The sequence below is a fragment of the Micromonospora tarensis genome (genome assembly GCF_016803395.1).
In the GTDB taxonomy this organism is placed as follows: domain Bacteria; phylum Actinomycetota; class Actinomycetes; order Mycobacteriales; family Micromonosporaceae; genus Micromonospora; species Micromonospora tarensis.
Genome location: NZ_JAEVHL010000178.1, coordinates 1 through 13,475 on the forward strand (window position 1 = coordinate 1; position 13,475 = coordinate 13,475).

Here is a 13,475-nt window from a genome sequence, read left to right on the forward strand (position 1 = left end):
AGGGTGAGGTGCGACTGCTCGCCCTGCGGCTTCGGCGCCGACTGCTGCACCGCCACGGCGACCGGCTTGCCCTCGACCGGGTTGGCGTGGGCGGCGATCGGACCGGCGAAGACACCACCGGCGAACGCGAGGCCCGCAACGGACAGCACACTCTTACGCATGATCGTGTTCATGGGGGTTAGCTCCTTCGGGGGTAGGACACCCACACGTCGGGGGACGCACGGGTGCGAGCACCTCGTCCGGCGCTGCACACAACAAGAAAAAAGTCTGTGGGGGGTGACGCCTACCAGGCGTCGGGATCGGCGACCGCACGGGCCGAGGGCTCGTGGCGCCGGGTCCCTATGTAACGACCGGCCGGCCGGGGTCATTCCGGGGGCGGCCCCATCCACCGGCACCCGCATCGTGGCGGTGCCCGGGTGAGCGGTCGTGGGGACGGCAACGACCGGGCGGGGTCCGGCATTCCAAGCCCGAGGCCGGGCCGGTGGTCATCCCGCGATCGTCGCTGTGTAACGACCCGGTGCGCGCCGGCATTCCGGCTGCGGGGCCAGTCCCAAGGCCGGGTGATCGGCCGAGGTCCTGCGATCGTCAGGGTGTGTAACGACCCCGGCCCAGCCATGATTCCGGCCCACCGGTGCAGCCGGTCACAGCCCACGGATCCCAGATCCGGGACATACCACCCATCCGTCGTTCCTGTTCCAGCCAACAACGACCGCAGGCGTGATCGACTCGGGTTCACGGAAATCGGGGCTTCCCCGGACGACGGATACCCCGACATCCACGGAAGCCGAGTCGATCACGGATCTGTCGATCACCGCATTCTGCGTCAGACGGGTGCGAATCGCCTAGGCGGCAGGCCGGATGGAAGACCCCTGGCCCGCAAGCCCGAGATAAGCCGCGTGATGTGCGGAACCGGACAGGAACTCCGCATGCTCCGCTGCGCTTGGCAGGGGCGTGGATGGTGCGGCGGGTCGACACCAGGCGCTGCGGGGTGGGTCGAACCGCTTGGACGGGTGGGCGGGCGCTGCGCGGTGTGCGGTCGGGGGAGGTGTGGGGTGCCGGCCGGGGTGACGCAGCCGAGTGTCGGGGTGGACCGATGCCCTGCTCAGGGCCGGAAAATCGGTTGAGTTGACGGGTTTGCGCCGGCAGGCTGAGGTCTCCGCCCCCGCACGTCCGGAGGACTTTCCATGCGCCTGCTCCGTGATCTGTGGGGCACCTCGACCCGTCGTATGACGATCGTGGTCGTCCTCATCGTGCTCGGCGCGGCCGGTCAGGCGGGCGCGTCGGCGCTGGCCGGCGCGGTGCTGGTGCACCGCTCGGCTGGCTTCTTCGTCGTGCTGGCCGTGGCACTGGTCGCCGTGGTCCTCAGCGACCTCGCGGTGAGTCTGCTGATGGCCGGCCTGACCGCTGACTGGTCCGCTGACGTGCGTCGCCGGCTCTGCCGCGTCGCCTTCGGGCAGGACCTGCCCACCCTGGAGACCACCCCGGTGGGTGAGCTGCTCGACCGGATCGACGGGGACGTCTACCAGGTGGCGTCGGCGGTCCGTAACCAGGGCACCCGGCTCGCCCAGGGGCTCTGCGTCGGGCTGCTGTCGATGGTTGTCGCAGTGCTGGTGTGGTGGCCGGCCGGGATCGCGATGCTGCTGCTCACGGTGGTGCTCGCGGTCGGGCTGCGCCGGCCCACCGCGCGGATCGGTCCGGCCCGGATGGCCGAGGAGGAGGCGTGGTCCGACCTGGCCGCCGTGATGGAGGAGGCGGTGCACGGCCAGGATGACGTACGGACCAGTCTGGCCCGGCCGTACGTGTTGCGGTTGTACGCCCGGCGGGCCGCCGCCGTGCTCTCCCGGGGCAGGGTGGTCTGGGTGCTGTCCGCCCGGGTGGCGACCGCCGCCACGGCGACGATCCGGGCTGGCATCGGCGTGGTGGTGCTCGGCGGGGCGTGGGCACTGACCACCGACCGGATCGACGCCGCCCGGCTCACCGCCATCTGGCTGCTCGCCCTGGCCTTCGGGGCCACGGCCGAGCATGTCAGCCGGATGGTGCCGGAGATCCAGGAAGCCCTCGGCGCGTGGGCCCGGGTGCAGTTGCTCCAGAAGGCCCGGCAGGAACCGGTCGGCGGGGCCATTCCGAGCGAGGGTGACCTGCGCATTCGGGACCTGACATTCACCTACCAGGAGACTGGTCGGGGGGCCGCGCTGCGCGGGCTCAGCCTCACCTTCGCGCGTGGCCGCTCCTACGCGCTGATCGGTCGGACCGGTTCGGGCAAGTCGACGTTGGCGAAGGTGCTCACCCGGGCGGTCGACGTGCCGCCGGGAACGGTCTTCCTCGGCGGCACCGACCTGTGCGACCTCGATGTCGAGCAGTTGCGCCGCTGGGTGGCGCTGGTGCCGCAGCGCACCGAGATCCTGGCCGGCACGCTCGCCGAGAACGTCGCGCTCTTCGACCCGGATCTGCTCGACGACGCGGCCCAGGCCCTGTACGAGCTGGGTCTGACCGACTGGATCGCCGAGCTGCCGGACGGGCTGGCGACCCGGCTGGGGGAGGGCGGGCATGTGCTCTCCGCCGGTCAGGAGCAGTTGGTGGCGTTCGCCCGAATCCTGGTTCGCGACCCGCACGTGGTGATCCTCGACGAGGCCACCGCACGCCTGGACCCGGTCACCGAGGCGCGGGTGCAGCGGGCCACCGAACGCCTGCTGCGCGACCGCATCGGGATCGTCATCGCGCACCGACTCTCCTCGGTGCGCCGCTGTGACGAGGTGGTGGTGCTGGCCGACGGTGCGGTGGTCGAGGCCGGCCCACTGGAGACGTCGACGCGCTTTGCCGAACTGTTGGCGACGAGCCACGCCGCCGTGTACGCCGCGGCGGCACCGGTCGCCCGTGCGGGCGTCGGCACCGACCTGCTGGTCGGCCCCGACCCGGCGAACGCCTGGCCGACCGGGCCGACCACCGCGCACATCGACCACGCCGACCACGTCGGCAGCCAGGGATCGCCGGCCAGACCGAGCGCGTCGGGCAGCCGGGGCGCGCCGGTCAGGCAGAGCGCGTCGAGCCGGCAGAGCACGCCGGTCAGGCCGAGCACGTGGGGCAGCCGGGTGGTCCGGCCGAGCACGGCGGGTCGAACCGCGCCGACCCGCCACCGTTGCCGCCCGTACCACCGGCCCGGACGCTGCGGGAGATCTTGCGACTCTGCACCAACGACCCCCGGTACGGGATGGCCGCGATCGGGCTGTTCCTCGGGCTCAGCCTGCTCGGGCTGGACGGGCCGGTGTTGCCCTGGCTCTGGGCTGACCTGGTCGACGGGACCGGCAACGCGTACCTGCCGGCGGTGGGGATCGTCGCCGGGCTGCTGGTCACCCTGCCGCTGCCGTTCTACACCCATGTCTGGTTCCCCGGGTGGTGGGTGCGGCAGATGCTGCGGATCGGCCTGCGTCTGGTGCACGGGCAGACCGGGCCGCGCCGGGTCAGCTCGCACACCCCGGCCGAGGTGGTGGCGCAGGGCGGCGACACCGAGCGGGTGGTCCAGCTCGCCGACAACGTGCTGGACCAGGCCGTCGCACTGGTCCTCGTGGTCGCCATGACGGCGGTGACCGGCAGCGTCGTACCGGGGCTGTTCTTCCTCGGCACGATGGTCGTCTCCGGTCTGGCCGCGACGCTGTTCGGGCCGAAACTGGAGCGGGCGGCCCGGGCGACGGTGGCGGCGCGGGCCGCCTTCGCCACGGCGTTGGTCTCCGCGCTCTCCGCGGCGCGGACGGTGAAGCTCGCCGGCGCGACCACGGCGGTGCTGCACCACCTCGCGGGCCTGGACGTGCTGCGCAGCGACCGGCAGCGGCGGGAGATCTCGGTGCAGGTGTGGGCGCGCTCCACGCCGTCGATGGCCAGTGGGCTGTTGCCGATCGGCGCGTGGGCGCTCTACCTGGGCGGTGGACTCTCCGCCGGTGCGGTGCTGGTGGCCGTCTCCACCCTGGGCGCGGCCCGCTGGTTCGCCTGGACAACCGCGTCGTTGATCTCCCAACTGCCCTCGGCGCGGGTCTGGACCCGGCGCACGGTGGCGATGACCGGGGCGAGCGCGTACTCGGTGGGGGTGCCGGCGGTCGACCTGGCCGCCGGTACGGCGCCCGCGCCGACGCCGCCGCCCCGGCATCCGCTGCGCCGGCTGGAGCTGCGCGACTTCGGGGTGGTGCACTCTGACGGCACGATGGCCGTCCGGGACGTGAACCTGACCGTGCAACGTGGACAGCTGGTGCTGGTCGTAGGGCCGGTGGGGTCCGGCAAGTCCTCGTTGCTGCGGGCGCTGGCCGGCATCGTGCACCACACCGGCGAGCTGGCCTGGAACGGTGACCCGGTCACCGAGCCGGAGCTGTTCCTGCGCCCCAACCAGGTCGGCTATGTGGGCCAGTTGCCCCGGGTGCTCTCCGGCACGGTGGCCGACAACATCGCGCTCGGGCACCAGGTGGACGCGGCCGGGGCGGTCAGCACCGCGCAGCTCGACCACGACCTGGCCGCCGCTGGCGGCGGGCTGGGTCTGCTCATCGGGCACAAGGGCACCCGGCTCTCCGGCGGGCAGTTGCAGCGGTTGGCGCTGGCCCGGGCGCTGGCCCCGCGTACCGAACTGTTGGTCGCCGACGACGTGTCGTCGGCGCTGGACGTCACCACCGAGCTGGCGCTGTGGCAGGCGTTGCGCGGCCACGGTGTGACAGTGGTCGGCTCGACCGCGAAGCGCGCCGCGCTGGTCCGCGCCGACCACGTGGTGGTGCTGATCGGTGGCACGGTGGCGGCGCAGGGCAGCTGGCAGGAGTTGGAGGGTGACTGGTCGCACCTGGCCGGCTGACGGTCGGGCGGCTGCCTTCCCGGCAGCGCGACCAGGCCGGAGTCAGGCGGCGCGGGCGTACTGGGCGGGCCCGGAGTACGCGACGCCGAGCTTCGCGGCGGCCCGACGCGGCCAGTACGGGTCGCGCAGCAGCTCCCGGCCGAGCAGCACCAGGTCGGCCTCGCCGCTGGCGACGATCTGCTCGGCGTGCTCGGGCTCGACGATCAGGCCCACCGCGCCGGTCGGCACGCCGGCCTCGCGGCGGATCTGGGCGGCCAGCGGCACCTGGTAGCCGGGGCCGAGCGGGATGTGCTGGGCCGTGCTCACCCCACCGGAGGACGCGTCGATCAGGTCGACGCCGACGCCGGCCAGCTCACCGGCGAGCGTCACGCTGTCCTCGATCGTCCAGCCGCCCTCGACCCAGTCGGTCGCGGAGATCCGGGTCAGCACGGGCACGTCCTCACCGACCGCCGCGCGCACCGCGCGGGCCACCTCCAGGGTGAGCCGCATCCGGGCGCTCCGGTCGCCGCCGTAGGAGTCGGTGCGGTGGTTGGTCAGCGGCGAGAGGAACTCGTTGAGCAGGTAGCCGTGCGCGGCGTGGATCTCCACGGCGGCGAAGCCGGCCTCCAGCGCGCGTTCGGCGGCGGCCGCGAACGCCTCGACCACACCTGCGATGCCGGCCTCGTCGAGGCTGGTCGGCGTCCGGTAACCGGCGGTGAACGGCGCCGAGCCGGGGGCGACCGGCGTCCAACCGCCCTCGGCGTCCGGCACGCCGCCCTTCTCCGGCGCCCACGGCCGGTACGTGGAGGCCTTGAACCCGGCGTGCGCGAGCTGCACGGCCGGCACCGCGCCGTGCGCGGCGACGAACGCGGTCACCGGTCGCCACGCGTCGACGTGCGCGCCGGACCACAGCCCGGTGTCCTGCGGACTGATCCGGCCCTCGGGCAGTACGGCGGTCGCCTCGGTCAGCACCAGACCCGCGCCGCCGACCGCGCGACTGCCGAGGTGGATGAGGTGCCAGTCGGTGGGCAGACCGTCCGGGCCGGCAGAGTACTGGCACATCGGTGCCATGGCGACCCGGTTGGGCAGCGTGACCGCGCGCAGGGCGAGGGGGGTGAACAGGGGGCTCATGGGGGACATCCTCTCGAAACGGCGACGCGACGGGCCCCCGGGGAGAGGGGCCCGTCGCCGTGCCGGGTGGCGTGCTCAGGCAGGAACCGGGGTCAGGTCGGGCCGGGTCTCCGCGGCCGGCTCCGGCTCGGTCAGCTCGCGTCGACCGGCCGACTCGTACGCGGCCCGGTCGAGAGTGCCCTCGCGGGCGGCGACCACGGTCGGCACCAGCGCCTGCCCCGCCACGTTGGTGGCGGTGCGCATCATGTCCAGGATGGGGTCGATGGCCAGCAGCAGTCCGGCTCCGGCCAGCGGCAGACCCAACGTGCTGAGGGTCAGGGTGAGCATCACGATCGCGCCGGTCAGGCCGGCGGTGGCCGCCGAGCCGACCACCGAGACGAAGGCGATCAGCAGGTAGTCGGTGACGCCGAGGTGCACGCCGAACACCTGGGCCACGAAGATCGCGGCGAGTGCCGGGTAGATGGCGGCGCAACCGTCCATCTTCGTGGTGGCGCCGAAGGGCACCGCGAACGAGGCGTACTCGCGGGGAACGCCGAGTCGCTCGACCGAACGCTGCGTCACCGGCATGGTGCCGACCGAGGAGCGGGACACGAAGGCCAGCTCGATCGCCGGCCAGGCGCCGGCGAAGAAGCGCAGCGGGTTGAGGCGGCCGGCGAGGATCAGCACCAGCGGGTAGACCACGAACAGCACGATGGCGCAGCCGACGTAGACGGCGGTGGTGAACTTCGCGAGCGGGGCCAGCAGGTCCCAGCCGTACGAGGCGACCGCGTTGCCGATCAGGCCGAGGGTGCCGAGCGGGGCGAGCCGGATGACCCACCAGAGCGCCTTCTGCACGATCTCCAGCAGGGAGCGGTTCAGCGCCACGAACGGTTCGGCGGCCTCGCCGACCAGCAGGGCGGCGGCGCCCACGACGACGGCGAGGAAGACGATCTGGAGGACGTTGCCCTCGACGAACGCGCCGACCGGGTTGGTGGGCACGATGCCGGTGAGGAAGTCGGTCCACGAGCCGGTCTTCTTCGGTGCCGCCGCGCCACCCAGGTCGAGGGTGACGCCCCTGCCGGGGTTGGTGAGCAGACCGAGGCCGATACCGATGCTCACCGCGATCAGGGCGGTGATGGCGAACCACATCAGGGTCTTCAGGGCGAGCCGGGCGGCGTTGGCGACGCCGCGCAGGCTGACCACGCTGACCACGATGGCGGTGAAGACCAGCGGCGGCACGGCCAGCTTGAGCAGTTGGACGAAGAGGCTGCCGACGGTGTGCAGGGTGCTGGTCAGCCAGCTCAGGTCGTTGCTGCGGGCCAGGAAGCCCAGTGCGACGCCGAGGACGAGGCCGAGCAGGATCTGCACGGAGAAGGGAATTTTGCGCAGGCTGAAGGGCATGAGGATGTATCCAATTGTCCGGTCCGATCGGGGCAGGCGTAGGAACGCGGCTAGCCCGGACAGACGCCGCTGGCCTGCAGTCGGAGATCGACATACAGGCGGACGGTGAGGCCCCAGACGTTGGTCATCGCCCGCCCACGATACGCCGATTCCCGATCATCGGAAGGGGTGGTCGGCGTGAGGCTCCTTACCTAGGGCGAGCGCGGTGGCGGTGCCCAGGCCCCACAGCACCGCGATGGCGAGGACCACCCGCTCCAGCAGACCCGCCACCGCGCCCCGGCCGAGGACGAGCATCGTCAGCCCCACCGTGGCGCAGAGCGGCAGCGCCAGCGCGGCGGACACCCCGGCCAACCGGCGTACGGTGCGGCCGGCCGGACCGGACACGGCGAGCGTGATCATGGCGAAGACCACCGCCGCGGTCCCCGCGATGCTCGCGCCGCCGTGCACCAGATCCGCCGTGGTGGCCCGCTCGAACGGCGGCAGCGGACAACCGTCGGAGCAGGTCACCGCCCCGGACACGGCGGTGCACACGGCACCGGCGGCGAGCAGCGCCGGCGCGGCCCACACCCCGGGCGGCAGCGCCGCGCGGATCAGCAGCAACGCGCCGGCGAGAGCCAGGATCCCGATCCGGTACGTCGCGGCGTGGCCGCTGCCGGCGATGCCCGCCTCACTGACGTACCCGGTGAATCCCGGACCGGGGCCGGCGACCACGGCGAACGTCACCGCCACCGCACCGGCCAGCGTGCAACCGGCCGCGGCGGACCCGGCGACCCGGCGGGCGACGTCCACGCGGGCCCTCGGCGCGGTCGTGGCACCGGGCCGACCCGGCTCAACCACGCCCGTGCGGCGTGCCCCAGCCGGACCCGTCCGGCCCGAGCGGCACGATGCCGCTGGGGTTGATCTCCCGGTGGGTGCCGTAGTAGTGCCGCTTGATGTGGTCGAAGTCCACCGTCTCCCCGAAGCCCGGGGTCTGGAACAGGTCCCGGGCGTACGCCCAGAGCACGGGCATCTCGGTAAGTTTCTGCCGGTTGCACTTGAAATGTCCGTGGTACGCGACGTCGAAGCGCACCAGCGTGGTGAACAGCCGCACGTCCGCCTCGGTGATCGTGTCGCCCATCAGGTAACGCTGCCCGGCCAGCCGCTCGGAGAGCGCGTCCAGCCGGGCGAAGAGCGCCCGGAACGCCTCGTCGTACGCCTGCTGGGAGGTGGCGAACCCGCACCGGTAGACGCCGTTGTTGACGTCGGTGTGGATCTCGGCCATCAGCGCGTCCATCTCCGGGCGCAGCGCCTCCGGGTAGAGATCCGGCGCCCCCGCCCGGTGCAGCGACCGCCACTGCGTGGAGAGGTCGAGGGTGAGCTGCGGGTAGTCGTTGGTGACGACCTTGCCGGTCACTGTGTCGACGAGCGCCGGCACGGTCACCCGACCGGTGTAGTCCGGGTCGGTGGCCAGGTACGCCTCGGAGAGGAAGCTCACCCCGAGGACCGGGTCGAAGCCGTCCGGGTCGAGGGCGAACGCCCAGCCCCGCTCGTCCCGGATCGGGTCGACAGTGCCCAGTGAGATCGCGTCGTCCAGCCCGAGCAGACTCCGCACGATCTTCGCCCGGTGCGCCCAGGGGCAGGCGCGACACCAGATCAGCCGGTAGCGACCTGCCTCCAGGGGCCAGCGGTCCTGCTCGTCCGGACCGCCGCCGGGTGGGGAGGTCGAGTCGGCGGTGACCCGACCGGTGAACCGGTTGGGCTGGCGGACGAACGCGCCCCCACCGCTTGTCTCTGCGCTGAACTGGGCCCGGGCCATGCCGTCAACCTATCCGCTGCCGGCGCGGATATCCTGGCGGCTGGCAGCCCCCGCGACCCGGTGGGCGTGCCCCACCCCCGCCGTCTGCACCCCCTAAGGACTCGCGATGACCGTGGCATACCTGGTAGCCGGTGTCCGTACCCCGATCGGCCGGTACGCGGGAGCGCTGGCCGGCGTCCGCCCCGACGACCTGGCCGCGCACGTGATCCGCGAGCTGGTCACCCGGCACCCGTCGGTGGACTGGGCCCGGGTGGACGACGTGGTGCTCGGCTGCGCCAACCAGGCGGGCGAGGACAACCGCAACGTGGCCCGGATGGCGGCGCTGCTGGCCGGCCTGCCCGAGGAGGTGCCGGGCAGCACTGTCAACCGGCTCTGCGGCTCGGGCCTGGACGCCCTCGCCACCGCCGCGCGATCCATCGTGGCCGGGGACGCGGAGCTGGTGATCGCCGGCGGGGTGGAGAGCATGAGCCGGGCGCCGTTCGTCATGCCGAAGGCGACCTCGGCGTACTCCCGCTCGGCCGAGGTGTACGACACCACACTGGGTTGGCGGTTGGTGAACCCGCTGATGCGCGACGGGTGGGGCATCGACTCGATGCCGGAGACGGCCGAGAACGTGGCCGCCGAGTACGCCGTCAGCCGGGCCGAGCAGGACGCGTTCGCGTACCGCTCGCAGCAGCGGGCGGCCAAGGCGCAGGCCGACGGCCGGTTCGCCGAGGAGATCGTGCCGGTGTCCGTACCGGCCGGTCGTCGGGAGACCCGGCTGGTCGAGGTCGACGAGCACCCCCGGGAGACCACGCTGGAGAAGCTGGCGGCCCTGCCGACACCGTTCCGCGACGGCGGCACGGTGACCGCCGGCAACTCCTCGGGCGTCAACGACGGCGCTGTCGCGCTGCTGGTGGCCAGCGAGGCGGCGGTGCACCGGTACGGCCTCACCCCGCTGGCCCGGATCGTCGGCGCGGCGGCGGCCGGTGTGCCGCCCCGGATCATGGGGATCGGCCCGGTGCCGGCGACCCGCAGGCTGCTCGACCGGCTCGGCGTCGAGCTGGGCGCGGTAGACGTGGTGGAGCTGAACGAGGCGTTCGCCGCGCAGTCCGTGGCGGTGCTGCGCGAGCTGGGGCTGCCGGTGGACGCCGAGCACGTCAACCCGAACGGCGGCGCCATCGCGCTGGGGCACCCGCTCGGCGCGAGCGGCGCACGGCTGGCGCTGACCGCGGCCCTGGAGTTGCGTCGCCGCGGCGGCCGACGGGCCCTCGCCACCATGTGCATCGGTGTGGGCCAAGGGATCTCGCTGTTGCTGGAGTCGGCCGCCTAGAGTGGTCGACACCACACGACCCGCGGCCCGCCCCGGCGCCGGTGCCGTTCCGCGCCGCGGTGATGAACTGGGGGCGTGCTGATGCCGGACGGGTTGCCGACCGAGATCGATCTGACCAGGCCGAGCGCGGCCCGGGTGTACGACTACTTCCTGGGTGGGGGGCACAACTTCGAGATCGATCGGGAGTTGGCCGAGCAGATCGCCAGCATGACCCCGAATCTCGCCGCCACCATGCGCTCGGGCCGGGAGTTCCTGCGGCGGGCCGTCCGGGTGCTGCTCGACGCCGGCATCGACCAGTTCCTCGACATCGGCTCCGGAATTCCCACCGTGGGCAACGTGCACGAGGTCGCGCAGGCGGTGAACCCGACGGCCCGGGTGGTGTACGTCGACATCGACCCGGTCGCCGTCGCGCACAGTCGGGAGTTGCTCGCCGGCAACGAGTGGACCGGCGTCATCCACGCCGACCTGCGCGATCCGGAGCGGATCCTCGCCGAGACCCGGCAGCTCGGGCTGATCGACCTCAGCCGGCCGGTGGGCATCCTGCTGGCCGGGGTGGTGCACTTCGTTCCGGACGACGACCGGCCCGACGACATCCTGGCCACCCTGCGGGCTGCCGCCGCGCCGGGCAGCTTCCTGGTCATCTCGCACTCCACCTTCGAGGACCAGCCGCAGGAGATGCTTGACGCCCAGCGCCTCTCCGCGCGGACGGCCACCGAGATCAGCCTGCGCTCCCGAGCACAGGTCACCGGGTTCTTCGGCGACTGGACGCTGCTGGAACCGGGCGTGGTGCACATGCCGCTCTGGCGTCCCGACTCGCCCTCCGACGTGGACGACCACCCGGAGCGGTTCGGCGCCTTCGGGGGCGTGGCCCGGTACGACCAGCCCGCCGGCTGATCCCGTGGCCGCCGTCCCGGACCCCGCCGGCGTCGACGCCGGCCGGGCCGACACCCAGGGGTACGCGGCCGACTGGGCCCGCGCGGTACGCCGTCTCGGATTCGTGCCGCTCAGCGTGGCCGAGACCGAGCGGCTGCTGCTGGCGCAGACGATCCGGCTGGCCCAGGCGGTACGGGCGCAGCCGTTCACCGCGCTCCCGGCGGAGGAGGTCGGGCGGGCCCTGGTGCAGGCACACCTGACCGAGCCGGAGGCCCTGGAGTGGACGCTGCGCGCCCTCGGTGCGACCTTCTCGCGCCGGGTCCTCGGCGACGGTGACCAGCCGGCGGACCTCGCCGACCGGATCGCGGCGGTGCAGGGTGGGCTGGCCGCCGGGTTCGCCCGTGCGCTGCGCGACCGCACGTTCAGCCAGCAGGAGCGGATCGCGCGGTCCGCCTGGCGGGCGCGCGACCAGGTCGAGCAGGCGTTGCGCGAGAGCGAGGCACGGTTCCGGGCGGTCTTCACCGGTGCCGCGATCGGAATCGGGATCGCCGACGTGGCCGGCCGGATCATCGATGTCAACCAGGCCTTCGCCGACATGCTCGGCTACTCGATCGAGGAGTTGCGGCAGACCGAGGTGGCGGCGTTCTGCCACGCCGACGACGCCCCCGGGATGTGGGCGCTGTACCAGGAGTTGATCGAGGGTAAGCAGGATGCCGCCCGGGTGGAGAAGCGATACCACCGCAAGGACGGCACGGTGCTCTGGACGGATGTGGCCCTCTCGCTGATCCGACACGAGGGTCGGCCACGATTCACCGTCGCGATGATCGAGGACATCACCCAGCGGCACGAACTTCAGCAACGGCTGCGCTTCCAGGCGTTGCACGACCCGTTGACCGGGCTGCCGAACCGGACGCTGTTCTTCGAGACGCTGAGCCGGGTGCTCGACACCGCGGGCGTCGGCCAGCGGGTCGGGGTGTGCTTCCTCGACCTGGACGGCTTCAAGGCGATCAACGACAGCCTCGGCCACGACCTCGGCGATCGTCTACTGGTGATGATCGGCCGGAGGCTCGCCGCGTGCGTGGCCGAGCACGGCCACCTGGTCGCCCGGATGGGTGGCGACGAGTTCGTCATCCTCGTCGACGGCGGGACCGACATCGACGACGCGGTGGCCGTCGCGGAGGCCGCGCTGGCCGCCGTGGCGGCACCGATTCACGTCGGCGACCACCAGATGGCGGTCTCGGCCAGTGTGGGGATCGTGCAGTGCCCCGCCTCGGAGACCAGCGCCTCCGAGCTGATGAAGGCCGCCGACACCACGCTCTACTGGGCGAAGGCGGTGGGTCGGGGGCGGTGGGCGGTCTACGACCCCGAGCGTGGCGCCCGGGACCTGGCCCGATCGGCGCTGATCGCCGGGCTGCCCGCCGCACTCGATCGGGACGAGTTCGTGCTGCACTACCAGCCGATCGTGTCGCTGCTGGACGGTCGGATGCTGGCGGTGGAGGCGCTGGTCCGCTGGGAGCACCCGGAGTTGGGCCTGATCGGGCCGGACCGGTTCATCGGCCTGGCCGAGGAGACCGGCCTGATCGTCCGGCTCGGCGAGTGGGTGCTGCGGCGGGCCTGCGTGGACGCCGAGCGGTGGTGGCGGGAGTTTCCCGACGCCCGGCTGGTGGTCAGCGTCAACCTGGCCGCGCGGCAGGCCGACGACCCGGCCATCGTGGACACCGTGGCGGACGCGCTGCACACCAGCGGGCTCCCCGCGGACCTGCTGCAACTGGAGCTGACCGAGAGCGCCGTGATGGGCAGCGCCGGTGAACCGCTGCGCAGCCTGCACCGCCTCGCCGCGCTCGGCGTCCGAATGGCGGTGGACGACTTCGGCACCGGGTATTCCAATCTGGCCTATCTGCGGCGGCTGCCGATCCACTGCCTGAAGCTCGCCGGCCCGTTCGTCGAGGGCATCCGGGCCGACGGGACGGACCTGGCGGCCGACCACCGCGACGAACGGATCGTCGACGCGTTGGTCCGGTTGGCGCACGCCCTGGAGTTGTGGGTCACCGCCGAGGCGGTGGAGACCGGCGCGCAGGCGGAGCGGCTGCGGGCGCTGCGCTGCGACACCGGGCAGGGTCGATTCTTCGGCGCGCCCGCGCCGGCCGAGGCGATCACCGCCCGGCTGCGCGACGGCCAGG

At 72.9% G+C, this 13,475-nt stretch carries 7 protein-coding genes and 1 pseudogene; 4 read left to right on the top strand and 4 right to left on the bottom strand.

Annotated elements, in window-relative coordinates:
* Window positions 1-1,184 precede the first annotated feature (1,184 nt).
* Window positions 1,185-4,825 (top strand): annotated as a pseudogene (locus JM949_RS25985) (ATP-binding cassette domain-containing protein).
* Between the two features lie 42 nt (window positions 4,826-4,867).
* Here JM949_RS25985 and JM949_RS25990 read toward each other — a convergent pair.
* The 4 genes from JM949_RS25990 to JM949_RS26005 form a co-directional block, all read right to left on the bottom strand.
* Window positions 4,868-5,935 carry an NADH:flavin oxidoreductase/NADH oxidase gene (locus JM949_RS25990; protein WP_203150894.1) on the bottom strand — a complete coding sequence of 356 codons (1,068 nt, stop codon included), beginning with the start codon at window positions 5,933-5,935 and terminating at the stop codon, window positions 4,868-4,870.
* A 75-nt stretch (window positions 5,936-6,010) separates the two neighbouring features.
* Window positions 6,011-7,303 carry a dicarboxylate/amino acid:cation symporter gene (locus tag JM949_RS25995; RefSeq protein WP_203150900.1) on the bottom strand — a complete coding sequence of 431 codons (1,293 nt, stop codon included), beginning with the start codon at window positions 7,301-7,303 and terminating at the stop codon, window positions 6,011-6,013.
* A 168-nt stretch (window positions 7,304-7,471) separates the two neighbouring features.
* The gene (locus JM949_RS26000) at window positions 7,472-8,104 is read right to left on the bottom strand and encodes a DUF998 domain-containing protein (protein WP_309232326.1); all 633 of its coding nucleotides are present in this window, start codon (window positions 8,102-8,104) and stop codon (window positions 7,472-7,474) included.
* A gap of 40 nt (window positions 8,105-8,144) precedes the next feature.
* Complete coding sequence (locus JM949_RS26005; RefSeq protein ID WP_203150896.1) at window positions 8,145-9,110, bottom strand: glutathione S-transferase family protein; 966 nt, start codon at window positions 9,108-9,110, stop codon at window positions 8,145-8,147.
* A 106-nt stretch (window positions 9,111-9,216) separates the two neighbouring features.
* On the opposite strand from JM949_RS26005, the gene pcaF reads away from it, so the two are divergent.
* The 3 genes from pcaF to JM949_RS26020 form a co-directional block, all read left to right on the top strand.
* A complete protein-coding gene (gene pcaF, locus JM949_RS26010) occupies window positions 9,217-10,422 on the top strand; it encodes a 3-oxoadipyl-CoA thiolase (RefSeq protein WP_203150897.1) in 1,206 nt (401 codons plus the stop codon).
* 75 nt (window positions 10,423-10,497) lie between these two features.
* Entirely contained in the window at window positions 10,498-11,316 is an 819-nt protein-coding gene (locus JM949_RS26015) for an SAM-dependent methyltransferase (protein WP_203150898.1), read from the top strand.
* Window positions 11,317-11,320: 4 nt separating this feature from the next.
* A partial coding sequence (locus JM949_RS26020; RefSeq protein ID WP_203150899.1) for a putative bifunctional diguanylate cyclase/phosphodiesterase occupies window positions 11,321-13,475 on the top strand: 2,155 nt, incomplete at its 3' end.

What these genes read in the sequence shown, in the direction of transcription:
- pcaF (WP_203150897.1), top strand. Translation starts at nt 9,217, where the DNA reads ATGACCGTGGCATACCTGGTAGCCGGTGTCCGTACCCCGATCGGCCGG.
- JM949_RS25990 (WP_203150894.1), bottom strand. Translation starts at nt 5,935, where the DNA reads ATGAGCCCCCTGTTCACCCCCCTCGCCCTGCGCGCGGTCACGCTGCCC.
- JM949_RS26005 (WP_203150896.1), bottom strand. Translation starts at nt 9,110, where the DNA reads ATGGCCCGGGCCCAGTTCAGCGCAGAGACAAGCGGTGGGGGCGCGTTC.